28 protein-coding genes and 13 tRNA genes are annotated in these 25218 nt (G+C 39.5%); 37 read left to right on the top strand and 4 right to left on the bottom strand.

Going from position 1 to position 25218, the window contains the following annotated elements; translation table 11 throughout:
• Positions 1–22: 22 nt before the first annotated feature.
• From JOC36_RS07035 to JOC36_RS06975, 13 genes are all read left to right on the top strand, one after another.
• Positions 23–94, top strand: a tRNA-Gly gene (locus JOC36_RS07035).
• A 2-nt stretch (positions 95–96) separates the two neighbouring features.
• A tRNA-Leu gene (locus JOC36_RS07030) sits at positions 97–180 on the top strand.
• A gap of 7 nt (positions 181–187) precedes the next feature.
• Positions 188–261 (top strand) — tRNA-Arg (locus tag JOC36_RS07025).
• Between the two features lie 34 nt (positions 262–295).
• Positions 296–369: transfer RNA gene (locus JOC36_RS07020), tRNA-Pro, on the top strand.
• A 32-nt stretch (positions 370–401) separates the two neighbouring features.
• A tRNA-Met gene (locus tag JOC36_RS07015) sits at positions 402–475 on the top strand.
• 20 nt (positions 476–495) lie between these two features.
• Positions 496–585 (top strand) — tRNA-Ser (locus tag JOC36_RS07010).
• 31 nt (positions 586–616) lie between these two features.
• Positions 617–690, top strand: a tRNA-Met gene (locus tag JOC36_RS07005).
• Positions 691–693: 3 nt separating this feature from the next.
• Positions 694–767, top strand: a tRNA-Asp gene (locus JOC36_RS07000).
• An 11-nt stretch (positions 768–778) separates the two neighbouring features.
• A tRNA-Phe gene (locus JOC36_RS06995) sits at positions 779–851 on the top strand.
• 32 nt (positions 852–883) lie between these two features.
• Positions 884–955: transfer RNA gene (locus JOC36_RS06990), tRNA-Gly, on the top strand.
• Positions 956–999: 44 nt separating this feature from the next.
• A tRNA-Gly gene (locus JOC36_RS06985) sits at positions 1000–1071 on the top strand.
• A 5-nt stretch (positions 1072–1076) separates the two neighbouring features.
• Positions 1077–1150 (top strand) — tRNA-Ile (locus JOC36_RS06980).
• Between the two features lie 28 nt (positions 1151–1178).
• Positions 1179–1266 (top strand) — tRNA-Ser (locus tag JOC36_RS06975).
• 272 nt (positions 1267–1538) lie between these two features.
• Here JOC36_RS06975 and JOC36_RS08790 read toward each other — a convergent pair.
• The gene (locus JOC36_RS08790; RefSeq protein WP_275585864.1) at positions 1539–1670 is read right to left on the bottom strand and encodes a hypothetical protein; all 132 of its coding nucleotides are present in this window, start codon (positions 1668–1670) and stop codon (positions 1539–1541) included.
• Between the two features lie 403 nt (positions 1671–2073).
• Between JOC36_RS08790 and JOC36_RS06970 the strand changes: the two genes are divergently transcribed.
• From JOC36_RS06970 to JOC36_RS06940, 7 genes are all read left to right on the top strand, one after another.
• A complete protein-coding gene (locus tag JOC36_RS06970) occupies positions 2074–2937 on the top strand; it encodes a helix-turn-helix domain-containing protein (RefSeq protein ID WP_205145787.1) in 864 nt (287 codons plus the stop codon).
• A 255-nt stretch (positions 2938–3192) separates the two neighbouring features.
• On the top strand, positions 3193–4671 hold the full coding sequence (locus JOC36_RS06965) for a cytochrome ubiquinol oxidase subunit I (RefSeq protein ID WP_205145786.1): 1479 nt from the start codon (positions 3193–3195) through the stop codon (positions 4669–4671).
• Positions 4671–5696, top strand: coding sequence for a cytochrome d ubiquinol oxidase subunit II (gene cydB / locus JOC36_RS06960; RefSeq protein ID WP_205145785.1), 1026 nt, complete (start codon positions 4671–4673; stop codon positions 5694–5696). Before JOC36_RS06965 ends, cydB begins: the two co-directional genes overlap by 1 nt.
• A gap of 78 nt (positions 5697–5774) precedes the next feature.
• A complete protein-coding gene (gene cydD / locus JOC36_RS06955) occupies positions 5775–7505 on the top strand; it encodes a thiol reductant ABC exporter subunit CydD (RefSeq protein WP_205145784.1) in 1731 nt (576 codons plus the stop codon).
• Positions 7498–9246: a thiol reductant ABC exporter subunit CydC gene (gene cydC / locus JOC36_RS06950; protein ID WP_205145783.1), complete on the top strand. Its 1749-nt coding sequence runs from the start codon at positions 7498–7500 to the stop codon at positions 9244–9246. Before cydD ends, cydC begins: the two co-directional genes overlap by 8 nt.
• A 129-nt stretch (positions 9247–9375) precedes the next feature.
• Positions 9376–9975 carry a glucosaminidase domain-containing protein gene (locus JOC36_RS06945; protein ID WP_250780502.1) on the top strand — a complete coding sequence of 200 codons (600 nt, stop codon included), beginning with the start codon at positions 9376–9378 and terminating at the stop codon, positions 9973–9975.
• 12 nt (positions 9976–9987) lie between these two features.
• A complete protein-coding gene (locus JOC36_RS06940; RefSeq protein ID WP_205145782.1) occupies positions 9988–11112 on the top strand; it encodes an ATP-grasp domain-containing protein in 1125 nt (374 codons plus the stop codon).
• A 42-nt stretch (positions 11113–11154) separates the two neighbouring features.
• Here the strand turns inward: JOC36_RS06940 and JOC36_RS06935 are convergent, their stop codons facing one another.
• Positions 11155–11268: a DUF4044 domain-containing protein gene (locus JOC36_RS06935; RefSeq protein ID WP_205145781.1), complete on the bottom strand. Its 114-nt coding sequence runs from the start codon at positions 11266–11268 to the stop codon at positions 11155–11157.
• Between the two features lie 131 nt (positions 11269–11399).
• Here JOC36_RS06935 and JOC36_RS06930 point away from each other — a divergent pair, with 131 nt between their 5' ends.
• The 7 genes from JOC36_RS06930 to JOC36_RS06900 all read left to right on the top strand — a co-directional run bounded on the left by JOC36_RS06930 (position 11400) and on the right by JOC36_RS06900 (position 15075).
• Positions 11400–11762 (top strand): DUF3397 family protein, encoded by a 363-nt coding sequence (locus JOC36_RS06930; RefSeq protein ID WP_205145780.1) that lies wholly within the window; start codon positions 11400–11402, stop codon positions 11760–11762.
• A gap of 13 nt (positions 11763–11775) precedes the next feature.
• A complete protein-coding gene (locus JOC36_RS06925) occupies positions 11776–11994 on the top strand; it encodes a cold-shock protein (RefSeq protein WP_205145779.1) in 219 nt (72 codons plus the stop codon).
• A gap of 2 nt (positions 11995–11996) precedes the next feature.
• Complete coding sequence (locus JOC36_RS06920; protein WP_205145778.1) at positions 11997–12548, top strand: NUDIX hydrolase; 552 nt, start codon at positions 11997–11999, stop codon at positions 12546–12548.
• An 8-nt stretch (positions 12549–12556) separates the two neighbouring features.
• Positions 12557–12838: a hypothetical protein gene (locus JOC36_RS06915; protein WP_205145777.1), complete on the top strand. Its 282-nt coding sequence runs from the start codon at positions 12557–12559 to the stop codon at positions 12836–12838.
• A gap of 9 nt (positions 12839–12847) precedes the next feature.
• Positions 12848–13543 carry a 5'-methylthioadenosine/adenosylhomocysteine nucleosidase gene (locus JOC36_RS06910; RefSeq protein WP_205145776.1) on the top strand — a complete coding sequence of 232 codons (696 nt, stop codon included), beginning with the start codon at positions 12848–12850 and terminating at the stop codon, positions 13541–13543.
• Between the two features lie 35 nt (positions 13544–13578).
• Positions 13579–13920, top strand: a complete 342-nt coding sequence (locus tag JOC36_RS06905) for a cysteine desulfurase (protein WP_205145775.1) — start codon at positions 13579–13581, stop codon at positions 13918–13920.
• Positions 13921–14352: 432 nt separating this feature from the next.
• Positions 14353–15075, top strand: a complete 723-nt coding sequence (locus JOC36_RS06900) for a LysM peptidoglycan-binding domain-containing protein (RefSeq protein ID WP_205145774.1) — start codon at positions 14353–14355, stop codon at positions 15073–15075.
• Between the two features lie 55 nt (positions 15076–15130).
• On the opposite strand, the gene nrdI is transcribed toward JOC36_RS06900, so the two are convergent.
• Positions 15131–15580, bottom strand: coding sequence for a class Ib ribonucleoside-diphosphate reductase assembly flavoprotein NrdI (gene nrdI / locus JOC36_RS06895; protein ID WP_205145773.1), 450 nt, complete (start codon positions 15578–15580; stop codon positions 15131–15133).
• A 321-nt stretch (positions 15581–15901) separates the two neighbouring features.
• On the opposite strand from nrdI, the gene nrdH reads away from it, so the two are divergent.
• The 8 genes from nrdH to JOC36_RS06855 all read left to right on the top strand — a co-directional run bounded on the left by nrdH (position 15902) and on the right by JOC36_RS06855 (position 23164).
• Positions 15902–16141: a glutaredoxin-like protein NrdH gene (gene nrdH, locus JOC36_RS06890; protein ID WP_205145772.1), complete on the top strand. Its 240-nt coding sequence runs from the start codon at positions 15902–15904 to the stop codon at positions 16139–16141.
• Between the two features lie 85 nt (positions 16142–16226).
• Complete coding sequence (gene nrdE, locus JOC36_RS06885) at positions 16227–18398, top strand: class 1b ribonucleoside-diphosphate reductase subunit alpha (protein ID WP_205145771.1); 2172 nt, start codon at positions 16227–16229, stop codon at positions 18396–18398.
• A gap of 64 nt (positions 18399–18462) precedes the next feature.
• Positions 18463–19416: a class 1b ribonucleoside-diphosphate reductase subunit beta gene (gene nrdF, locus JOC36_RS06880; RefSeq protein ID WP_205145770.1), complete on the top strand. Its 954-nt coding sequence runs from the start codon at positions 18463–18465 to the stop codon at positions 19414–19416.
• 330 nt (positions 19417–19746) lie between these two features.
• The gene (gene trpX / locus JOC36_RS06875; RefSeq protein ID WP_205145769.1) at positions 19747–20742 is read left to right on the top strand and encodes a tryptophan ABC transporter substrate-binding protein; all 996 of its coding nucleotides are present in this window, start codon (positions 19747–19749) and stop codon (positions 20740–20742) included.
• Between the two features lies 1 nt (position 20743).
• On the top strand, positions 20744–21628 hold the full coding sequence (locus tag JOC36_RS06870; RefSeq protein WP_205145768.1) for an ABC transporter permease: 885 nt from the start codon (positions 20744–20746) through the stop codon (positions 21626–21628).
• Positions 21629–21630: 2 nt separating this feature from the next.
• Entirely contained in the window at positions 21631–22398 is a 768-nt protein-coding gene (locus JOC36_RS06865) for an ABC transporter ATP-binding protein (protein ID WP_205145767.1), read from the top strand.
• Positions 22399–22421: 23 nt separating this feature from the next.
• Positions 22422–22793 carry a FluC/FEX family fluoride channel gene (locus JOC36_RS06860; protein ID WP_205145766.1) on the top strand — a complete coding sequence of 124 codons (372 nt, stop codon included), beginning with the start codon at positions 22422–22424 and terminating at the stop codon, positions 22791–22793.
• The gene (locus JOC36_RS06855) at positions 22793–23164 is read left to right on the top strand and encodes a fluoride efflux transporter FluC (RefSeq protein WP_205145765.1); all 372 of its coding nucleotides are present in this window, start codon (positions 22793–22795) and stop codon (positions 23162–23164) included. Before JOC36_RS06860 ends, JOC36_RS06855 begins: the two co-directional genes overlap by 1 nt.
• 19 nt (positions 23165–23183) lie before the next feature.
• Here the strand turns inward: JOC36_RS06855 and JOC36_RS06850 are convergent, their stop codons facing one another.
• Complete coding sequence (locus tag JOC36_RS06850; RefSeq protein ID WP_205145764.1) at positions 23184–23540, bottom strand: VOC family protein; 357 nt, start codon at positions 23538–23540, stop codon at positions 23184–23186.
• A 129-nt stretch (positions 23541–23669) separates the two neighbouring features.
• On the opposite strand from JOC36_RS06850, the gene JOC36_RS06845 reads away from it, so the two are divergent.
• Both JOC36_RS06845 and JOC36_RS06840 read left to right on the top strand, forming a co-directional pair.
• Positions 23670–24080, top strand: a complete 411-nt coding sequence (locus tag JOC36_RS06845) for a JAB domain-containing protein (protein ID WP_205145763.1) — start codon at positions 23670–23672, stop codon at positions 24078–24080.
• Positions 24081–24186: 106 nt separating this feature from the next.
• On the top strand, positions 24187–25200 hold the full coding sequence (locus JOC36_RS06840) for a rod shape-determining protein MreB (RefSeq protein WP_205145762.1): 1014 nt from the start codon (positions 24187–24189) through the stop codon (positions 25198–25200).
• The last annotated feature ends 18 nt before the right edge of the window (positions 25201–25218 follow it).

Genomic DNA, 25218 nt, shown 5'->3' with positions numbered 1-25218 from the left:
TCCTTTAGTCGGCATATATCATGCGAACTTAGTTCAGTGGTAGAACATCACCTTGCCATGGTGGGGGTCGCGGGTTCGAATCCCGTAGTTCGCTTTGCCGGCTTGGCGGAATAGGTAGACGCACAGGACTTAAAATCCTGCGATGGGAACATCGTACCGGTTCGATCCCGGTAGCCGGCATGATTTTGCACCTATAGCGCAACTGGATAGAGTGTCTGACTACGAATCAGAAGGTTGCAGGTTCGACTCCTGCTAGGTGCATTAAACAACTTAGGTTGTTTAACAGAGTAGTATTCGGGACGTAGCTCAGCTTGGTAGAGCACCTGGTTTGGGACCAGGGGGTCGCAGGTTCGAATCCTGTCGTCCCGATTGTAATTGCTAAATTACAACATTAATATTTTCGCGGTGTAGCTCAGCTGGCTAGAGCGTTCGGTTCATACCCGAGAGGTCGAGGGTTCGATTCCCCCCGCCGCGATTGATACGTAAGTATCTATTGGAGAATTACCCAAGTCTGGCTGAAGGGAACGGTCTTGAAAACCGTCAGGTCGGGAAACCGGCGCGTGGGTTCGAATCCCACATTCTCCTTCGCATCAGAGATGATGCTAATAATAATTATCGCGGGTTGGAGCAGTCTGGTAGCTCGTCGGGCCCATAACCCGAAGGTCGTAGGTTCAAATCCTGCACCCGCAATTTGGTCGCATGGTCTAGGTGGTTAGGACGCCTGCCTGTCACGCAGGAGATCACGGGTTCGAGTCCCGTTGTGACCGTTTAATATTTTGGCGCGATAGCTCAGTTGGTAGAGCATACGATTGAAGCTCGTAGTGTCGACGGTTCGATTCCGCCTCGCGCCATCATATTATAGGCATAGTGATATGCCTGTTTTGCGGATGTAGTACAATGGCTAGTGCTCCAGCCTTCCAAGCTGGGAATGCGGGTTCGATTCCCGTCGTCCGCTTTTAGAAATAAAAGCGTAAAAGTTTTGTTTCGGTTTATAATGTTGCGGATGTAGTACAATGGCTAGTGCTCCAGCCTTCCAAGCTGGGAATGCGGGTTCGATTCCCGTCGTCCGCTTTGTTGGGACTGTAGCTCAGCTGGTTAGAGCGCACCCCTGATAAGGGTGAGGTCGGAGGTTCGAGTCCTCTCAGTCCCATTTAAAAAGCATTGTGTCTTTTTATGTTGGGGACATACTCAAGAGGCTGAAGAGGCGCCCCTGCTAAGGGTGTAGGTCGGGCAACCGGCGCGAGGGTTCGAATCCCTCTGTCTCCGTTATGAATTACAAGTTAGTTAGTGAAACCACATCAAGTAAGATGTGGTTTTTTTATTGTCTAATCTACTGATTATTGATATGGGTTCTAAGAGCGGTACTAAGCTGCATGGTAGTCTGCAAGGGTAAATGGTCCATATATGAATTACCATGGCTGCTAGAGGTCTTACCATAGGGATAAAGAAGTATTTGAGGCATTACATGAGCATGACTACACAGAAAAAGGCACTCCAATAAATTGGAAGTGCCCTTTTAATTATTAAAGATTATCAATTTAAGCGCGATCCTCTGAATTTTTATCAAATAGGATTGAATTGAATTCCTCCGATGAAAATTCCTCATCGTATTGTTCCCATTTAGCTATCTCATAATCAAGTCGCTCATCAAGTAGAAATTCTTTCAGCATTTTACTACCTCCGTATCAACCAATAATAGGTGTAACATCATGAAGTAATCTGTGTCTTTATTATAACATCATTTCACTAAACTAAAATGCTAAGAGTACGAAAGTAGGAGGTCTAATTTTAGTTAACTTTTTTCGAACAATATCTAAGTTTTGATCTAGTTTATAAAAAATATTTTCAGAAATTATGCAGATTTTCAAAGTAGTGATTAATCATTTTCCTTATGGAATAACAGTAAAAACTATAAGAATTGAATATAAGTTTCGACTAAATTCATCTTCAAGTCCTGCAAATCGAAAATGTTAACAGTGTTAACTGTTAACAGGGTTATCTTGTTGTTTGCTTGGGACTTCCCTAAACTTATGGTTGCAAAGATTAACAACTTAAAAATAGGGGGAATTTGATGTGATTGTTAAAGGAAGTTTATTGAAACAAAGACGAGAGCAGTTAGGTATTTCACAGGGGCAGTTAGCTGAAGGTATTTGCCATCAATCAATGGTATCCAGAGTTGAGAAACAAAATCATATTACTAGTGTGACGGTTTTAAAAGCACTGTGTGTACGTTTGCACATTGATATTAAACAAATTGCTGAAGTTACAACAGAAAATCATGTCCAGTTAACAACAGTAAGAACATTAATCGATCAATTGGAGTATCAAAAGGCTTATGATTTATTAAATTCAGCAAGTTTTAATGCAGACTTAGAAGAATTGGTTATGTCAGAATATTATTTGCTAAATGCACTATGGCATTCTGGAATTGGTGAAGCGACAAAGGCTTTGCATTATTTGCAATTGGCGTTGAGTACTGTCCTGCACACGCAAGTTGGCTTAATTATTGAAATTTTTAGTGAGATGGGGGCTATCTGGATTAAAATGGCTGAATATGAGAATGCTAAGGATTGTTTAGAGCGCTGTACGAAGTTATATAATGCTATGAAAAAAGATGCAAAGAATGATATGGTGCGAGCTGTAATGGTGAAAGTGTACCGTTACTATGCACAATTAGCGACACAACAAAAAGACTATGAGCAAACCTTATTGTGGATTAATCAGGCAATGCAGGTCATGCCAAGATTAAATACTTTTTACGAATTGGTACAGCTACAAGAACTAAGAATTCAAGCGGCGAGCGCATTAGGAAAAAAACAGGAACAAAAAGAAGCAAAACTTTTAGCTTATGCAGCAGGGCTTTTTTCACAAGAACAGAAATTAGCAGAACAAACACAACACTACAAAATTGAATTTGAAACTAATGAAGTAAAATAATCTTTTTCGAATATATTTAAAGTATATAATTTACATTTTAAAAGCTGGCGTTATTTTTAAGCTTAAAACTAAGTGAGAATTAGAGTTTGTGAAGTTAGAAGTGCAAAATGACTTTTTGTCATTTTTTTATATCAATCATAGGGCATATTGCAAGATTTCTGATATTTGCAATAGAAATTTAATATTCACTTTTGGTGATTTTGCGTTATAATTATATAGTTTTAGGAAACTAGTTTATGGAGTAGGAGGCAAGTTATGGACTTGATTACAGGTTTAACGATGTTAGATTTGAGTCGGTTCCAATTTGCGATGACCACGATTTTTCATTTCTTCTTCGTGCCATTGTCAATTGGGCTAGGGATAATCGTAGCAATCATGGAAACCTTATATGTCATCAAGGGTGATGACACATATAAGAGAATGACAAAGTTCTGGGGACGGATTTTCCTTCTCAGCTTTGCCGTTGGTGTTGTGACAGGAATCATTCAAGAATTCCAATTCGGAATGAACTGGTCACGTTATTCACGTTATGTTGGTGATATTTTTGGACCAGCCTTGGCGGTTGAAGCTTTGGTTGCGTTCTTCTGTGAATCAACATTCTTGGGACTTTGGTCATTTGGTTGGGATCGCTTTAAGAAGGGTGTTCATTTGATGTTCATCTGGTTGACGGCCATTGGATCAGCATTCTCAGCTTTGTGGATTCTTGCAGCTAACTCATTTATGCAAAACCCAGTTGGTTTCAAGATTGATCACAAATTTGGACGTGCCGTATTGGTCGACTTCCCAGCCTTGTTGACTAATCATCAATTATGGTTGGAATTCCCTCACGTTTTGTTCGGTACATTATTGATTGGACCATTCGTCGTGATTGGTGTTTCTGCTTTCTCATTGATGCGTCATAAGAACGAGGTTACTTTCTTTAAGAAGTCAATTCACATCGCATCATTCATTGCCTTGATTGGAACACTTGGAATCTTAGTAACTGGTGATAGCCATGCTTACAAGATTCAAGAAGACCAACCAATGAAGTTTGCTGCTATGGAAGGTATTCGTGAAGATGTCGGTGGTAAAGATAAGCAACAGCCATGGTCTGTTGTATCGTATACAAATCCTAAGACACACGATGTGGAGTGGTCAATTGATGTACCATACATGCTATCAATCTTGGCTCACCACAAGTTAACTGGTTATAACCAAGGTACTGAAACGATTAATAAAGAATTGCATGAAAAGTATGATAAGAAGTTCGGTAAGGATATGAATTATTACGTACCTGAGAACACCTTATTCTATGCATTCCGTATTATGTCTGCTGTGGCCGGCGTATTGGGCTTGTTGGCTGCAATTGCTTGGTGGTTTACACGTGAGAAGTCAAATTACGATTTGACAAAGTATCGTTGGATCTTGTGGATCTTTGGATTATCAACATTTATCCCATTCTTTGGGACAACCGCTGGTTGGTTAGTGACTGAATTAGGTCGTTACCCTTGGGTTGTTTACGGCGTCTTGACAATTGCCGATGCCGTATCACCTAATGTTTCATTTGCATCACTATTTATTTCAAATATCGTTTACTTCTTGACATTTACTGCCTTGGGCGGTGTGATGATTTACCTTACACGTCGTGTTATGATTCAAGGTCCAGCATCTGTTGATGAAGAAGTAGATGAAGAACAAATTCCTGCAGATCCATTCTCTGCGGATGCGTTTGACGAAAAAGGAGGTAACAACTAATGCCTTCACTATTACAAAATTTGTGGTTCTTGTTAGTCGCCGTCCTATTTATCGGATTCTTCTTCCTTGAAGGATTTGACTTTGGGGTTGGTATGTCACTAAAGACTGTGGCCAAGAATGAAGAAGAGCAAGATGCGTTGATTTCATCAATCGGACCTCACTGGGACGGAAATGAAGTTTGGTTAATCGCCGGTGGTGGTGCCATGTTTGCGGCAATCCCATACTGGTATGCTTCATTGTTCTCAGGTTTCTACTTGATTTTGTTCATCATTTTGTTGGGCTTAATCTTCCGTGGTGTATCATTTGAATTCCGTGAGCAAATGTATACTTCAAAGTATCGTGAGCTTTGGGCTACCATTGCTTCAATTACATCATTCATCGTGCCATTTTTCTTTGGCTTGATGTTTGCTGATGTTGTGCAAGGTATGCCAATTGATGCCGCTGGTGATTTATCAGCTGGATTCTTCGACTATGTCAACATTTTCTCAGTTGTTGCGGGGGTTGCCCTTGCATTGCTTTCATATATGCACGGTCTTAACTACACACGCTTAAAGTTGGCTGAAAGCCCACTTGTTGAACGTGCTAAGCAACAACTTAAGGTACTCTATCCAGTCTTGTTACTTGGTGAAGTTGCCTTCGCGGTTTCTTTGTATTTCTTCACTGACTTCTTTACAACAAAGCCAATGATTACGTTGATTTTGTTAGTTGTCATTGTTGGATTGACGCTATTAGCATGGTTTACAAATGTTAAAGATCACCAAGGTTGGACCTTTATGGCTCTTGGATTGGTAATTGCAACCGTTGTTGCATTACTTTTGATTGGTTTGTATCCACGTGTTATGGTTGCCGACAATCCTGCAAATTCAATTCTATTGAAGAATGCAACATCAACACCATACACATTGAAGTGGATGACGATTATCGCATTAACAGTTGTGCCAATCGTTGTTTGTTATCAAGCTTGGAGCTTCTGGGTCTTCCGTAAGCGAATTCAAGTTGGTGGCGATGAAAAATATGGAAATTAACATATAGGATATTGAAGAGGGAGCGACAATTGTTGTTCCCTCTTTGTACATAACATAAATAAATAGGAGAGTTGCTTCATGTTAGACCCAAGAATTTTTAAATTTAAAGGAGCCAAAAAGGCTCTTGGTTGGCTATCAGTTTTGACTTTGATTCAAGCAGTCATCATTATTTGCCAAGGTCGCTTTTTGAGTGTTAGTTTAACGGAACTATGGCAACACAGAGCGTTGCAACAAGTTGCGCTCGTACTGGGCATTTTTATCACTGCTTTTATCTTGCGACAGATTCTAACAGTCGTTAAAAACTATGTCTTGGTACCATTTGCTAATCGTGCCACGGATGAACTTCAAAAAGAATTAATCAAGAAATACACGCGGCTAGGCCCAACATTAATTGCTAATAATGGGACTGGTAAGTCTGTTAATTTGGTGATTGAAGGGATTAGTCAAGTTAATAATTATTTGACCTTAGTGTTAGTAAAATTTATCGATGTCAGTATTATTCCTTGGTTGATTTTGCTTTATATTGCCACGATTAAATGGGAACAAGCGGCGTTCTTATTGATTGTATACCCAGTGATTATTTTGTTTATGATCATCTTAGGTTATACGGCACAAGCCAAGGCGGATCGAGAATATGATCGCTTTAATCGTTTATCTAATCATTTTGTTGATACCTTACGTGGTTTAACCACGCTTAAGCAACTGGGCCTTTCTAAGCAATATGCGAATAACGTGTATGAAGTTTCAGAAGATTATCGTAAAGCGACCCTAGGGACCCTTAGTGTTGGAATCTTATCAACCTTTGCGCTTGATTTTTTGACTACATTATCAATTGCGGTAGTGGCTTTGTTCTTGGGACTTGCCTTAATGGATGGCTCAATGACATTAGCGCCAGCGCTAACGATTTTGATTTTGGCACCAGAGTATTTCTTGCCAATCCGTAATTTTGCTGATGATTATCACGCCACATTAGATGGAAAGAATGCTTTAGCTGACATTATGGATATTTTGGAACAACCTGAGCCAACTGATCGTGAAATTTACCATGCGCCAGCAAGTTGGAACGCACAAAGCACTTTGACTTTGGACCATGTAAATTATCATTATCCTGATACGAAGCAAAATGCATTACAAGACATTAGTTTTAAAGCGCAGGGTTATGAGCGGATTGGACTTGTTGGGACCTCAGGTTCTGGAAAATCAACCTTGCTTAATTTATTAGGTGGTTTTGTTAGTGGTGAGGGTGCTATCACAATTGATGGACAAGAAGTACCTCATTTTGCTCAAAACGATTGGCAAAAGAATTTAGAAGTGATGCCACAGGATCCTTATATTTTCCATGATACCGTACGGGCAAATTTGGCCTTCTATAGTCCACAAGCCACGGATGACCAAATCATGGCTGTGATTGAACGGGTTGGCTTATCAAGCTGGTTTAATGAATTAGATAACGGTTTGGACACGATTATTGGTGATGGTGCAATGCAGACATCAGGTGGTCAAGCGCAACGAATTGCCTTAGCACGAATCATGTTGAATCCAGACCGGCACGTTATCTTGATGGACGAACCAACGGCTCATTTGGATATTGAAACAGAGATGCAATTGAAAGAAACGATGTTACCAGTTTTTGATCAGCATTTGGTTATTTTTGCGACACACCGGTTACACTGGTTAGCTGAAATGGATTGGATTTTGGTTATGAAAGATGGAAAAATCGTTGAACAAGGTACTTTGGATGAATTATTAGCCAATAATGGCTACTTTGTTGAATTAAGAAATGCAATGCGGGGGACAGAAAATGCGTAATTTTTGGCATACAGTAAAAAATGATCGTTGGGTCTTTCCTTATTTAACTAAATATAAAGGCCTCCTTGCTTTGATTATTTTCCTGGGGTTCATGACGTTCTTTTGTGGAGGGGCTTTAATGTTCACCTCTGGATTCTTGATTTCCCGATCAGCTCAACGACCTGGTAATATTTTAATGGTCTATGCGCCAATTGTGTTAACCCGTGCTTTTGGAATTGGGCGGCCTTCTTTTCGCTATGCTGAACGGTTGACTTCGCACAACTGGGTTTTGAAAATTGTGTCTGTTTTCCGTAAGCGGCTTTATCAAATTGTTGAGGCTGGGACCAAAAGTATTTATGCCCATGTACAAACTGGTGAAGTCTTTAATTTGATGGCCAATGATTTGTTTAAGATTGAGAATATGTATCTTCGTGTGGTCTTCCCAAGTATTATTGGTTGGTTACTTTATGTTTTGGGTTCAATCGCGCTGGGTATTTTTAGCCCAATTATGGCCTTGTTAATCTTTATTATTTTAGGAATCGATGCAATTGTGATTCCCCTTATCACGTTGGCAATTATGGGCGAACGTGATGCGACACAAAAACAAGTCGAAAATAAAATTTATACTAACTTAACGGATGCTGTGATGGGCTTGCAAGACTGGACTTTGTCAGGACGGACACAGGAACTAGTTGATAATCAAGAAGAAGATTTTGATCAACTTGGTAATTTACAGACCAAGGATGATCACTTTGATTGGTGGCGTAACTTTAGCTCTGAAGTGGTAATGGGAATTGCTGCATTAGCTTTGATTATTTTTGCGACAATGGCGTTTGGTCACTCTACTTTCGGTGTAAACTGGATTGCTGCTTTTGGCTTGGTACTTTTCCCAATTACGGATGCTTTGGGTAGCATCAGTCAAGGCTTTGGCGAATTGCCACGTTACACAGATTCAATCAAGCGTTTGAATGCCATGGATCAAGAAAGTCAGGCTGAGACCAATCAACAATTACCTCAGGTTGATCAGCTACCTTTGGAAAATACAATTAATTTGGCTGATGTCAGTTTTGGATATGATGGTGGCAAAAATGTTTTGAATGATATAAACCTAAATATTCCAGTTGGTGAACATCTAGCCATCTTAGGCCCTTCTGGTGCCGGAAAATCAACCTTGCTTAAGTTAATTACAGGGGATGAAGTACCAAATACTGGAGCGGTAACGGTCGGTGGTATAAATGTTTCGCAATTACAAAGTCATCGGGCAGAGTTAATTGCGGTTTTGGATCAACAACCTTATTTATTTGACACGACAGTTGCCAATAACTTGAAATTGGGTAAGTTGCATGCAAGTGATGCTCAACTTTGGGATGTATTAGACCAAGTCAATTTGAAAGAATTGGTGGAACAATTACCAGAACAGTTAGATACACCAATGACTGAAGCTGGAAAGCGGTTCTCTGGTGGTGAAAAGCAACGTTTTGCACTAGCCCGAATTTTGCTACAAGATACACCGATTGTTATCTTAGATGAACCAACGGTTGGCCTTGATCCGATTACGGAGTTAGAGGTTTTGCAAACAATTTTTGCAACTTTGCAAGATAAGACGCTAATTTGGGTGACACATCATTTGACTGGGGTTGAATTGGTGGATAACGTTATCTTTATTGAGCATCACCAAATTACTTTGGAAGGTTCTCCCCAAGCGTTGCTTGAAACTTCACCACGATTTAATCAATTGTTGGCGATGGACCATGGATTTTAATAGTTTTTAAGGAAAATAGCAGTTAAGTCTGCTATTTTTTTATTTACACATGTCACACCAAAATATTGTATGATAAAGTAGTGATTATAAAGGCAGCGCTGATGGTGCCTTTGATAGAGGGGATGCGCAGTGCAGAAAAAGAAAGAGAATAATATAAAGGTTATTGTAGCCCTGCTCATTGTTTTTGTTATCGGTAGTTTTGTCACGATTCGGTTAGTTCAATTGAATACACCGGCACCGACAACATCGGCAACACCTGGCATGAGCAAGCAAGCCTTTATAAAGAAGCTGGCACCTACTGCGGTCCAGATTCAAAAACAAAAAGGGGTGCCGGCATCGATTAGTTTAGCGCAAGCAGCACTAGAATCTAATTGGGGTCAGTCTGAGTTGGCAGCTAAATACAATAATTTGTATGGTGTTAAGGGTTCTGCAAACACGCGAAACATCAAATTACCGACACAAGAATATGTCAATGGACAGTGGCAGACTGTCAACGCATCCTTTCGCTGGTATGATAGTTGGGAACAGTCGATGTGGGCGCATGCAACCTTGCTTGAACATGGCACATCAGATAATTCGCAGCGGTATGCTAAAGTGATTCGCAGTCATAACTATCGTGATGCGGCACAAGGTTTGGTTGATGGTGGCTATGCTACAGATCCAGATTATGCTTCAAAATTAATAGAAATCATCGAAAAATATCATTTAAATAAATACGATCAGAGTTAAGGGGTTAGTTAGATGAGTGGGAACATTTTACCGGGTGCAACAATTGGAATATTAGGTGATGATATTATGAGTAATTATGTTGCTCAAGTAGCCCATCGCCAAGGTTATACGGTTGCAGCATATAGTGACTTTGCGGAAGCACCAGTGATGAAAGAAGCCGATTATCGTTTCGTTGGACGTGAAGAACTCGTTAATTTTATGGGGCTAAGTGATTTAATTACCTATGCATCATCTTGGGTACCAAGTGATGTCATCAATACCCTAGAACTAGCACAGGCAAATGTCCCCCAGGGCTATGATTTGATTAGCTTTACGGATGACCACGCTCTAAGCAAGGCTTTTGCTGAAGAACAAGCTTTTAATATTACGCCGTATGAAATTGGAACGTCATTAGATGATGTGGCTTCAGCAGCTCGAAATTTGGGCTATCCGGTTATTGTTAAGCCAATTGCACGCCATCACCATGAAAATCATGCGGTGGTCTTAAAAGGCGCATATGATTTAGGAAAGGTCGCCCCTTTGATTGATGGGGCTCCAGTCATTATTGAAAGTTGGCTAGAACATGTTCAAGAATATTCGATGACCGCTGTTCGGGATCAAAATGGCGAATTTGTTTACTATCCTTTGCGTCAACGCATTACTGATAAAAATAAATTACATAGTGCGTGGACCGTTGGTGATATTGAAAATAGTGTACGACAAGAAATGCGTGAGATTACCACGAAGATTGGAAACTCTTTAAACTATGTTGGTGCCTATGCAGTACATTTCTTTTACGCAGATTCGGGGACACTTTATTTATGTGATGTGACTGCTGGAACAGAGCGAGTTGATTTAATGTACAACATTAGCTGTAATTGTTCAGTTGAAGCGCAACATATGCGGGCCCTAACTGGTCAAAAATTGATGCCAATTAAGGTGTTGCAAGAGTCAGCTTATCTACCATTAGTTGAGGCTGATTTAGATAAGCTTGCTTTACATTGGGGAATTCAAGAAAACTGGACGATTAATCTTTATCCAACGATCCCTTATAGTCAACAGCGTGGACATGTGGTCGTTACCGGTGATAATACGACTGAAATGCTTAATCAGATTCAAGTTGCAAACATTTGGGATATTAATAATAATCAAGCATAAAAAAAGCTAGTTAGCTGAATTACCAGTTAACTAGCTTTTTAATTAAAATAGTTGCAAAATCACTAAGAGTGATGAACCAACTAGGACAACTAACATGAACACAACAAAGAATTGTAGGATACGTTGCATTGTTGATTTTTGCTTACGCTTGCTCATCGGCATACCTCATTAACATTTTTTAATCTTTACACAATTGATATTATAGCAAATTTAACGTGAGAATTCGCACAGACTTGGCTAAATCAAGTATAATGGAATAGATATTATACGAAGAAAAGAGATTTATTATGGCAACTGCGATTAACTGGCCTTATTCGATTTTAATTGTTTTACTGCTTTGGCTACTGTTGAGTCTAGTAAAGCGGGTCAACCAAAGTTGGCCGAAAAAATTGCGCGTCATTGATTTAATGATCTTACCAATGTGGTGGAGTATGGAGGCGATGACTTTTCAAAGTACGCACTACTCAGTGGTTGGACCGATGATGTGCATGTTTTTAATTTGGGGAATCGCGCTTGCTATTTATCAGACATTTGGCACACAACAGTTTGTAATTAAACGTTTTTTGTTAAATTGGTGGCGAATTATTGGCATTGTGACTTTAGTTGTATATGTCTTAGTAATCGTGATGACTTTGTGGCAATTAAAGTAGAGGAGAAAATGGAATGGAAAAATTACATGGAACAGTTAAAACATGGGATGATGATAAAGGCTTTGGATTTATTCAAGCCCCTGACATGGATGATGTCTTCGTCCATTTCTCTGGTTTAGAAAATATGCGTGTACGTTCATTACCAATCGGTGCAGCGGTCTCATTTGTCGTTGTACCAGGGGTACGCGGACCACAAGCTGCTTTAGTTGAACTGGAACAAGGAGAAGCTTAAGCATGGATGAAAATTATCGAGAAACAGTTTTGCAAGAAGATGAGCGTTATGCAGGACACATCATTCGAGTGACCGAGCAGGTCGTGGCTTTACCAGATGGTAGAAAAGCACATCGTGATATTGTCTATCATAGTGGCGCAATCGCAATATTAGCCTTGACTGATGATGGCAAAATGATTTTAGAAGAGCAATGGCGGGCGCCGGTTCAGGCGAAGACATTAGAAATTCCAGCTGGAAAAGTCGATAATCGTGATGATAATTATTTAGACACTGTGCAACGCGAATTAAATGAAGAAACTCGATTGTCAGCTGATCATATTGAAAAGATTGCTGGATTCTACACGTCAATTGGTTTTTCAGATGAATATATGGAATTGTATTTAGCAACAGGCTTACATCCTGTCGAGCATGCATTACCACAAGATGATGATGAATCAATTGATTTAAAGTACTATACTTTGGATGAAATGAATCAATTGTTTAGTGCAGGCAAGTTAAATGACGCCAAAACTTTAATGGCCTATTTTTACTGGCAGACACTGCAAGGAAAGTAATTAGAATTATGTGGGAAAAGATAAAGGCTTTTTTTGAAGAAAAATATCAAAATTATCAAGAAAAAAAGCAACGAGAAGCACAAGTGAAAACGACATTAGCGCAGATGGATCCGCCACTTACACGAAAAGAGTACCGATTAACAGGGCGTGGTAAGTATGAATTGGATCCACAAACGCGGCGTTTAACCCAATTCGGTTTAACGACACGTCTTAAGCACAAACTTAATTTAGTGATTTTGGTGTTATTAGGCTTGATTTTAGTAACCTATATTATTTTGTTTTTCTTTTAAGGAGTAAATATGCGATTTGGAATTGTAAATGCCATGGCGGAAGAAAAAGTGGCATTGTTAGAAGGAATGACTGACCAAGCTGAAGTAACCATCGATGGTAAAGTTTTCTATACTGGAAAAGTTGGACAACAAGATGTGGTCATTGTTGAGGCTGGAATTGGAAAAGTAGCAGCGGCAATCACGACGACCTTATTGTTAAATTCATTCGATATTGATTATGTGATTAATTCTGGTTCAGCGGGTGCGTTGGGGCATGATTTGAAGATTGGTGATGTTGTCGTTGCAAATGAGTTAGCGTATGCAGATGCAGATGCACGAGCCTTTGGCTATGTATATGGACAAGTTCCGCAACAACCAGCTCGGTATGTAACAGATGCATGGTTATCAGAACAGTTGATGCAAGATTTTGCTAAAGCGACTGATAAGCAACGTTTACAAGGATTAATTGTAACGAGTGATTCATTTATTGCAGATGACGCACAAAAAGAAACGATTTTAAGTCATTTCCCAGATGCACTATCAGCTGAAATGGAAGGCGCAGCCATTGCCCAAGTGGCAACGACGTATCAAAAACCATTTGCAGTTGTACGAGCAATCTCTGATAACGCCAATGGTGAAGCAGGACCAACCTTTGATGACTTTATTATTGAAGCTGGCCGTCAATCGGCACAAGTATTGTTAGATTTTTTGAATCAAGCTGAATAAGGACTTTATGATGAGAATAAAGGCAGGTGAAGTAAATGGCATTTGAACAAGTCATTAATATTCCAGGTGATGATAAGACGTACAGGGTAAGTCCAAAGATTAAACGATATGCGTTGACTGATACTGGTTTTGTATCTAAGCCGAATGGTACGTTTGTGATGGAACGTTCATTGGAACCTATGAAGCCGATTAATCAAGCAATTAAGTTAAAAATTGTGGTTAATGCTGAACTTAATGGCATGAAAATTAAAACGCTCAATCCAGCGGGAACAGTCACCATTAATTTGTTTAACTTATCAGACAATGCAGAAATGGTGCAATTGTATCATTATTATTTGCAAGAATTAGTTGATCGTGATGTATTAGAAGTCATTTAACTTGAACAGTGTACCGAGCGGTATGCTGTTTTTTTGATTGACTAGCATTATTTGTAAATAAAATAACTCTTTAATAACTTATTAGATGTCATTACTTTGCAACAAAAAGAGAAAAACGTTTATGTTGTTTAGAAAAATGTGCATTTTTTATCGAAAACGACTTTTTTTCAAAAAAAATTGCGAGTATTCGTAAAATAATGCTGAATATAAATTGCTCTAGCGCGGTCTTTTAGCGCTATGAATGGGTTGAACGTTGTGAAGATTAAAGCCCTGTCATAACGTTGTAAAGTTTTGATTTCTCTTTGTCATGCACTAACTGCTCAGCTTGTTAAACTATTATTTGTCGATGAGGTGGTCGTGAGCTGCTGATATTGCATATGAGTTCAGCACCGACCTAGATATTTTTTCACTTAAAGAGGAGTATTAATTCACATGAATATTAAACAAGCTATTTTAATGACAACTGCAACTGCCGCCGGGCTTTTGGGTGCAACTGGAATTGCATCTGCCGATCAAGTAACAATCAAGTCAGGTGATACTCTTGCATCTATCGCACAAAACTACAACACGACAGCGGATAAGTTAGCTGAAATCAATAACATTGAAAACCCAGACATGATTTATGCTGGTGAAACACTTGAAACCGAAGGTTCAGCCCAAGCTACAACAACTGTTGCCGCTGCGCCTGCTGCTACCCAACAAGTTGCAACGCAAGCTGCATCAAAGCAACAAGCTACGCAAACAGCTCAAGTGGCTGCTCCTAAGCAACAAGCTACACAAACTGTTGCTACAGCACCAAAGCAACAAGCAGCCCAAACCACTACAGCGGCTGCACCAGCTCAACAACAAGCTGCTTCAACGCAACAAACAACTACTAACACAGCGCAAGCAACAAACGCTGGTGGTTCAACTTACGCCCAATTCATCGCTAACGGTGGATCAGCTGCTTTGTGGCAAGCTGTTGTGATGCCTGAATCAGGTGGAAATGCTAACGCCGTATCAGCTAATGGATACCGTGGATTAGGCCAAACTAAGGAAAGCTGGGGAACTGGATCAGTTGCTCAACAAACACAAGGTATGGTTAACTACGCTAACTCACGTTACGGTTCAGTTTCAAATGCCGTTGCCTTCCGTCAAGCTAACGGTTGGTGGTAAGATTTAATGAATTTAATAAAAAAGCTCTCATTCATCATGAATGAGAGCTTTTTATTTAGTTTGAGACAGCCTTGATTCTTTGACAGAGGGCTTGATAAATCCGGTCAATATCGTGCTCGGTTCCACGTAATTCATAGTCAGCAATTAATGGCGCACCGAAAGTCTCCGCATAACGTTTAGCTGTTAAAACATATTGGATATTGAAGTTTTTATTACCAGAACCAATTACGCCAAGCAGATGGCGCGCATTATTCCCGTAATCTAGATAATCATAAAGTGCATTAGTCATGATTTCTTTCACACCAGTGTCAATACCATTACCACCATCTAAGTAAGTAGGCACAAAGACAAAGTAAGGTTCAGTTTCATGGTGATCCGGGGTTAAGTCATTAATCTCAACGGCTTCAAATTGTGGACCGTTCAGTTTTTTGGCATAGTCAACTAATTTGGTAACAAAAGCGCGGGTATTCCCAGACTGAGAAATATAGAGTAAACGAATGTTCATAATAGGTCCTTTATTAATTTTGTTACTTCAAACAGTAACCGGAATTTTAATAACTTTCAAGAGACAAATTTGGAGATTGCTTTGAAAGACGGATAGACGCTGATTGGGACAGGTTTTTTAAAATGTTCGGCATAACGGAACGTTATTTTTAATGCAAATGTAACATTGACGTCTGTTGCCTGTGTGGCTGTGATAATGCCTTGTCAAGCGTTTTATTTATAATTTTTTAGCCTTGCAAATTGTTATCTTTTTACAGTATACTCAACATCAGTTATTCAGATTTCGGATACAAAATATAAGTAAATTGCTAGGAGAAGTGCCATGAAAAAGGTAACTGTTTATACAAAAAATAATTGTGTGCAATGCATGATGACTAAAAAATTGTTAGGACAATATCAAGTTGATTTTGCTGAGGTGAATGTTGAAGAAAATCCAACGGCCCTTGCAGAATTAAAAGAAGCTGGTTATCAATCAGTTCCAGTTACATTTGTTGAAGATGAAGCACCAATTGTGGGCTTCCGTCCTGACCTATTGGGAAATTTAACTAAGGCGGCAATGTAAAAGTAATTATCTGATACATTCTTGCCGGTGCAATCTAACAATTCCGCTTTGCGGTTTGTATCATTGAAAAGAAAAGGGGATGCACATGTCACTATTGGACTTAGATCAAAACAAGGTTACTTACTTTGATTTAAATAATGAATTAAATATCCCAAAGGATAATAAAATTCAATTGGGAAAGGATCGTGAAGCGCTTGAAGCCTTCATGCAAGAGAATGTTATTCCCAATACGTTGAAGTTCGATACGTTACGTGAACGCTTTGACTATTTACAGGACAATGACTTCATTGATCCGAAGATTTTAAACAACTATTCATTTGAATTCATTGAAAAATTATATGATTATTTGGAATCACAACATTTCCAATTTAAGTCATTTATGGCGGCATATAAGTTTTATGCACAATATGCGATTAAAACTAATGATGGTGCTTACTATGTTGAGCGTTACATTGATCGGGTGGCAATGAATGCATTATTTTATGGTAATGGTGATGAAGAATTGGCGATGAATTTGGCTGATGAAATGATTCATCAACGTTATCAACCAGCAACACCATCGTTCTTAAATGCGGGACGTGCTCGTCGTGGTGAATTGGTATCATGTTTTATTCTGCAGTCAACGGATGACATGAACTCTATTGGTCGCACAATTAATTCTGCTTTGCAACTTTCAAAGATTGGTGGGGGTGTTGGAATTAACCTATCAAACTTACGTGAAGCAGGGGCACCAATTAAGGGGATTGAAAATGCTGCATCTGGTGTAGTTCCCGTGATGAAGTTGTTGGAAGATTCTTTCTCATATTCAAACCAAATGGGCCAACGAAATGGTGCAGGTGTTGTTTATCTATCAGTTTTCCATCCCGATATTATGGCCTTTTTGGCTACTAAGAAGGAAAATGCTGATGAGAAGGTCCGAATTAAGACGCTTTCAATGGGTGTGACAGTTCCGGATAAGTTTTATGAATTAACGCGAGACAATGCCACAATGTATCTATTCTCACCTTATGATGTTGAACGTGAGTATCAGACGCAATTTAATTATGTGGATATCACGGCGGAATATGACAACATGGTCGCTAACCCTAATATTAAGAAGACTAAGATTAACGCACGTGACTTAGAGAACGAATTATCTAAGATGCAGCAAGAATCTGGTTATCCATATATCATCAATATTGATACGGTTAATCGTGCTAATCCAATTGCCGGTAAGGTAATTTCATCGAACTTATGTTCAGAAATCTTGCAGGTTCAAAAGCCTTCAATCATTAATAATGATCAACAATATGAGCAGCTTGGTACAGATGTATCATGTAACCTAGGGTCAACCAATATCGTTAACTTGATGGAAACATCTGATTTTGAAAAATCAGTTGATACGATGATTCGGGCTTTGACATTTGTATCGGATGCATCTGATTTGGATATCGTACCATCTGTGCAAAATGGTAACCGACAAATGCATGCGGTTGGTTTAGGGGCAATGGGCTTGCACGCTATGTTTGCTAAAAACCACATGTACTATGGTGATGAAGAAGCGCTTGATTTCACGAATATGTACTTCATGATGTTGAATTTCTATACGTTGAAAGCTTCAAATAAAATTGCACGTGAACGCCATGAAACTTTTGCTGACTTTGAAGAGTCTGATTATGCCGATGGTAGTTACTTTGATAAGTATCTTGAACAAGATTGGCAACCAAAGACTCAAAAAGTGCGTGATTTGTTTGCAAAGCATCACTTACCAACACATGCTGATTGGCAAGAGTTAAAGGCAGCTGTGATGCAATATGGCCTTTATAATGCATATCGTATGGCGATTGCACCTACTGGTTCAATTTCATATGTAAATGATGCGACAGCGTCACTACACCCAATTATTAACAAGATTGAAGAACGCCAAGAGAAGAAGATTGGTAAAATTTATTATCCCGCACCATACCTAGATGCTGATACGATTCCATATTACGAATCAGCTTATGATATGGATATGCGTAAGGTGATTGACGTTTATGCTGAAGCACAGCAACATGTTGATCAAGGAATGGCTTTGACTCTATTCATGCGTTCAACCTTGCCGGAAGGTTTGTATGAGTGGAAGGATGGCCACACAGATAAGATGACAACTCGTGACCTAAATATTTTGAGAAATTATGCTTATCGTAAGGGTATTAAGTCAATTTATTATGTCCGGACATACACCGATGATATGGAAGAATTCGGCGTGAACGAATGTGAGAGTTGTTCGATTTAATCTAACTAAGAGGACGGCAGATTTATTTGCGGTCTTTTTTATTAAAAATAAGGATTGTGATGAAATGAGTGAACAATATAAACCAATTAATTGGAATAAAATCGAAGATGCAATCGATAAAGCAACTTGGGAAAAACTAACTGAGCAGTTTTGGCTTGATACTCGAATTCCTTTGTCGAATGACTTAGATGATTGGCGCCAAATGTCAAAGACAGAGCATAATTTGGTTGGAAAGGTGTTTGGTGGGTTGACCTTACTAGATACTTTGCAATCTCAGGATGGGATGACTTCGCTTAAAGCGGACATTCGGACACAACAAGAAGAAGCGGTTTTGAATAACATTGAATTTATGGAATCAGTCCATGCTAAGTCATATTCATCAATTTTTGAAACTTTAAATACCGAAGCTGAAATCAATGATATTTTTGAGTGGGCTGAGAGTGACGAATTTTTGCAATATAAAGCACAAAAAATCAATGATATTTATCATAATGGATCGGCGTTAGAACGAAAGGTTGCTTCAGTATTTTTGGAAACATTCTTGTTCTATTCTGGTTTCTATACGCCACTTTATTATTTGGGACACAATAAATTAAATAATGTGGCTGAAATCATTAAGCTGATTTTGCGTGATGAATCTGTGCATGGTACGTATATTGGTTATAAGTTCCAGCTTGGCTTTAATGAGCTTTCTGATGAGGAACAAGCTAACTTAAAGACATGGATGTATGATTTACTCTTTGACTTATATAGTAATGAAGAAAAGTATACACACGAGTTGTATGATGAAGTTGGTTGGACTGAGTCTGTTTTGACATTCTTACGTTATAACGCTAACAAAGCCTTAATGAATTTGGGTCAAGATCCATTATTCCCAGATGGAGCAGAAGATGTTAACTCAGTGGTAATGAATGGGATTTCAACAACGACATCAAATCATGATTTCTTCTCACAAGTTGGAAATGGTTACCGTCTGGGCGAAGTAGAAGTCATGTCAGACGATGATTATAATATCTAGTTTAAATTAGGATTGACAAATCAAATTGAGGCATGTTAGTATCATTACATTCTAAAACGATTGGTGGAGCAATTATGATGATGGTCAAGACACAATTAAATCTTTGGTGGCGCAGGTAAAAGCGTTGGATTTTTCGTGAGAGGGTTCAATGCGTATGCAATAATGTGTATTGAACCTGTGTAACCAAATCATGCTTCAAAAAAGATGAGGTCCACAGGAATGACTGTGGGCCTTTTTATTTGCCATAAGGGGACTAAGCACAGTCAACTTATGGCTTTTTGTTTAATATGGGGCAGATTTAGGGATGAAGTGGTAGAGGAGTGAGATAAGATGAATAAAAAAGTAGCAGTCGGGATGGCACTCTTAATTGGTATAACTGTCTTTGCGGGCGGTATGGAGTTAAAACAACAAAACGATCAAAATAAAGTCCCAACTGTGGGAATTTTACAGTACGTTAAGCATCCTGCGTTAGATGCCATTCATCAGGGAATTGATGATGAATTAGCGCGTAATGGTTATCACAATGGAAAAAATATTAAAATTGATTATCAAAATGCACAAGGTGATCAGTCAAATTTGAAAACAATGGCAACACGTTTTTCTGATGAACATGCGACTATTTCAGTTGGCATTGCGACACCTGCGGCCGTGGCATTGGCTAATACGGTTCAAAATCAACCAGTCATATTCTCGGCGGTGACGGATCCGGTGGGAAGTAAGTTGTTGACGAATGAACAAAGACCAAATGGCAATGTTACTGGAGTTTCGGATAAAGCACCTTTAAAGCAACAGCTTAAGCTGATGCGTAATTTCGTACCACAAATGAAAACGATGGGGGTTATTTATACTTCTTCTGACGATTCAGCCTCATCTGAAGCTAAACGCATGATTAAGTTGGCGAGTGCAGCCGGCATTAAGGTGAAAGCCTATTCAATTTCTTCATCAAATGATTTGAATCAAACCAGTCAACAGATGGTAGCTAATCATCAAGTCGATGCGGTCTTCGTACCGACCGACAATACGATTGCTGGAGCAATGCCCACATTAATTAAAAATACGAATGCACAAAAAGTACCGGTATTTCCAACCGTTGATACGATGGTATCAGCAGGTGGTGTGGCGGCCAGCTCAATTAATCAGCACGAACTTGGTGTAATGACTGGTAAGATGATTGTGCAAGAACTAAAGGGTAAAAAGCCACATGATTTACCTGTTGAATCGGTCAAGACTGGTCGGGTTGTGGTCAATCGCAAGCAGGCTATGCAGATGGGTGTGCACATTCCAAAAGAATACCAAAATGCAAAAGAAGTAGGTGGAGATAAGTAATATGGGAATGATATTATCAGCAATTGGGCAAGGGTTCCTATGGGCACCTTTAGGGATCGGACTCTTTTTAACATTTAGAATTTTAGATTTTCCTGATATGACAGTTGAGGGGACTTTTCCATTAGGGGCAGCGGTAGCTGTTACAAGCATTTCAAATGGTGTGTCACCGATAATGGCAACTTTATTTGGAACCTTGGCGGGAGCCTTAGCTGGTTTAGTAACTGGATTATTGTATACCAAGGGCAAGGTACCAATTCTCTTGGCTGGAATTTTAACGATGACGGCGATTTATTCCATTAATTTACGGATTATGGGCCAGTCCAACCGTTCGCTTTTGAATTTGCCAACATTGTTCCATACGCCATTATTGGGCTTTTTGCCTAATAACCTAAGTGTGATTTTGATTGGGGCCGTGCTCATTACCATTATCGTGACTTTAGTAGCACTATTTTTGAAGACAGAACTAGGCCAAGCTTTTATTGCAACTGGTGATAATGCGAATATGTCACGGTCATTAGGGATTAATACAGATGCCATGACAATTATGGGCTTGATGTTAGCGAATGGGCTAATTGGACTCGGCGGTGCTTTAGTTGCTCAAAATAATGGCTTTTCCGATGTGAATATGGGAGTTGGTACCATTGTCGTTGCATTAGCTTCAATTATTATCGGTGAAGTTGTTTTTTCTGGAGATATGAGTCTAACAGATCGTTTGATTACAGTCGTATTCGGTTCAATTATTTATCGCTTTGTCTTAGTGTTGGTATTAGCAATTGGATTCGATGCTGATGACTTGAAATTAGTTAGTGCAGTTATTTTGGGCTTGGCATTGATGTTACCAAATCTAGGCCAACGACTTAACTTGAGACTTAAAGAGAGGAATTAGGCATGGAAACAAAATTACAACTAATTGATGCAACTGTGGTTGTGAATCAGGCGACTGCAGAAGAAAAAACAATTTTGGACCATGTTAATTTAACAGTTAACTCCGGAGATTTTGTGACTGTTTTAGGGTCAAATGGGGCTGGAAAATCAACACTATTTAATGTGATTGCCGGTAGTTTGGCTTTAACGAGTGGCCAAATTTACTTAGGCGGCCAAGATGTGACTTATTTAGGTGAGACGGAACGTACGAAAGAATTAGCACGGGTATTTCAAGATCCAAAATTAGGAACCGCTCCACGTATGACGGTTGCTGAAAATTTATTGTTGGCTGAACGTCGCGGGGAAAAACGCCGGTTACGTTCACGAGGCTTAACTGAAAAAAAGCGGGCTGAACTACGTGAAATTGCTGACCAGATGGGAAATGGTCTTGCTGATCGTTTGGATGTACCCACTGGTCAACTTTCCGGTGGTCAACGCCAAGCATTGGCCTTTTTAATGGCTACAGAAAAAACACCTGAACTCTTATTGCTTGATGAGCATACAGCAGCGCTAGATCCTAAGACTAGTGCGCAACTGATGGCTTTGACGGATGCGCAAATTAAAAAAGCGCATTTAACAGCAATGATGATAACTCATAATTTGTCAGATGCTTTGCAATACGGAGATCGTTTATTGGTGATGTCGAATGGACGGATTGCAATGGATGTAACGGGTGCAGAAAAAGACGCATTAACGATTGAAGAGATGTTAACTTTCTTTAATCGCTATTAATTAAGTTTTATCAAGGAGGAAAAATGAAGTATTGGCAACGCTTTATGGCTGTGGCAGTTGGTGGCTTTATTGGGGGCATCATGCGCGAGCTAATTTCTTTTTTGTTGAATCAACCACATCTGCCTTTAGGTACTTTGGTAATTAATTTAACGGGCACATTCCTATCAGTTTTGGTAACAACAATTGCGGCTCGCTATGGACATGTACCGCAAATTTTATTAGATTTTGTCTCAGTTGGCATTTTAGGTGCGTATACCACCTATGCAACGTTGATTACGGAATTAAGCACTGAATTTACTTTTTGGACAGGCCTTGGTTATGGATTGATATCAATCATTGGTAGTGTTGCGATGGTTTATTTGGCCCGCTACCTTGGTAAGGAGGTGGCTCGGTAATGCTAGTAGCGATGAAATTAATGTTAATCGCTGGATGCGGAGCTGCAATTGGTTCAATGCTACGCTTTGCATTATTAGAGTTGGCGCGTCATTTCTCAGATATGTTAGAACCTTTAATGGTTTTAGCAATCAATTTGGCGGTCGCTTTTTTCGCGGGTGTATTAATTGGTTATGCGCCGATGCAAACTCATACTTTTTGGGCTACTGGAATTCTAGGTGGGTTTTCAACTTTTTCGGCGCCAATGGTTAGTCTAGCAGATGGCTTAGAAGTGTCAGGAGAGCGAAGCCATGCCCTGTTACAATTCATTATTCTAATGATTGGTGGCTTAATTTGTTTTCAAATTGGTCGTTTATTGGGACAATTAATTTGATAAAAAAACACCAAGTCTTTTATGACTTGGTGTTTTTATTTGTAATGAGCTGGATTTGGTTACCTTCAAAATCCGCGATATGGAAAATCGTCTGCCCATCGCGTTGTTCGACTGGTTGGGTTTGTGGAACTTCATAATTAATGAGATGATTGGTGATATCTTCAGGAGTGTCGTTAACCTTAACTTTTAACGCAATTGGGTTAAAAGTGGTAGCATCTTTTAGTGGGAAGTGAATTAGCTTGCCAAGAAATGATAAATGGCTCTGCTCGTGGGCTGTAAAAGTAGCAGGTAAATCAAAAACTTCACGGTAGAAACGAACAGCTCGTTCTTGATTTAAGACGGGAATTTCATCGTTTGAAAAAGCAGAAACGCGCATAAAAAACCTTCTTTCTGAATGTGTTTGTGTAATTAGTGTAGTCGCTTCAAACTTAAAAGCCAATCATTTTTATAAAAAATTGGGAAAAAGGCCTCTTTATTTTGAACCATAAAGTTGAGGGGTAATAAGATGCGCAAGATGCAATCAGTTGAAACAGTGGGTAACTATGCGGTTGAACGTTATGGTTATCGACCACAAGAAGAGTGTTGGATTTTAGCTGTTGATACGCAACTCAATTTACTAGATGAACAGTTGATTGCGCGTGGGACTTTGAATCAAGTTGCCATCCATCCGCGTGACGTGTTCCGACATTTGATTGCCGTGAATGCCTATGGTTTTATGATGATTCATAATCACCCAAGTGGTAATCTAAGTGCCTCTAATGGCGATCAGTTGGTATTACAACAATACCAATGTTGTAGTGCGTTGATGTTGATAAATTTTTTTGATTTTTTAATCGTTTCAAAACAAGGTTACCGCAGTTATCGACACTCTAATTTGTGGCATGAAATAACTTTACAAAGCTTGCTTGACGCCTAGACGAGTTGTACTGATTTGTGCTAAAATTAGTAACATTAAAGGTAATCAAGACGGATTGCCCTGATTATTATTAAAATTAAAATCTAAGAGAAAAGGGATAAAAGCCGTGTTTTCATTTGGAACTCATAATGTAGGAATTGACTTAGGTACGGCCAATACCTTAGTTTATATTGAAGGTAAAGGAATCGTGCTTCGTGAGCCATCAGTTGTGGCTTGCAACACAAAAACCAACGACATTGTCGCTGTTGGTCAAGAAGCAAAAGAAATGTTAGGACGGACGCCAGTTAGCATTAAGGCCATTCGCCCAATGCGCGATGGTGTAATTGCTGACTATGAAACGACTGTTGCTATGCTTAAGTATTACTTGGAAAAGGCCCTAGGTGGTTCACGCGGTAATAACTCTAAGCCATATGTCACAATTGGGGTACCATCTGGTGTGACAGCTGTTGAGCGTCGCGCCGTGATTGATGCTGCTCGTGTAGCTGGAGCGCGTGATGCTTATGTTTTGGAAGAACCATTTGCGGCAGCTATTGGAGCTGGTTTGCCAGTTAACGAACCAACTGGTTCAATGGTTGCTGACCTTGGTGGTGGTACCTCTGATATTGCAACGATTTCACTAGGTGATATTGTTTCATCACGTTCAATTCGAATGGCTGGTGATACAATGGACGAATCAATTATGAATTATATTCGTAAGAATTATTCTGTATTGATTGGTGAGCAAACTGCTGAACGTTTGAAGATGGAAGTTGGTTCTGCAAGCATTGAAAATGCGGATCAACTTGAAAGCGTTAGCGCTCGTGGTCGTGATTTGGTAACCGGTTTGCCAAAGACCATTGAAGTACCTGCTAAGGACATTGCGATTGCTATTCATGATGTTATTGAAGAAATCATCGTGGCAATTAAAGAGACGTTGGAAGAAACATCACCTGAAATTGCTGCTGATGTTATCGACCACGGAATTGTTTTGACCGGTGGTGGAGCGTTATTGAAGGACATTGATAAGGTCATTGCAGAAGCAACCAAGGTGCCTGTATTTGTTGCACCAGAACCATTGGATGCAGTTGCCCTTGGAACAGGGGAAGCATTGAAATCAATCGATGTTTTAAAAAATAACTAGTACATGATATTGACGCCG

The sequence above is a fragment of the Weissella uvarum genome (assembly GCF_016908785.1).
Lineage (GTDB): Bacteria > Bacillota > Bacilli > Lactobacillales > Lactobacillaceae > Weissella > Weissella uvarum.
The sequence above is the reverse complement of the archived record's forward strand: the minus strand, read 5'-3'. Positions and strand labels throughout refer to the sequence as shown.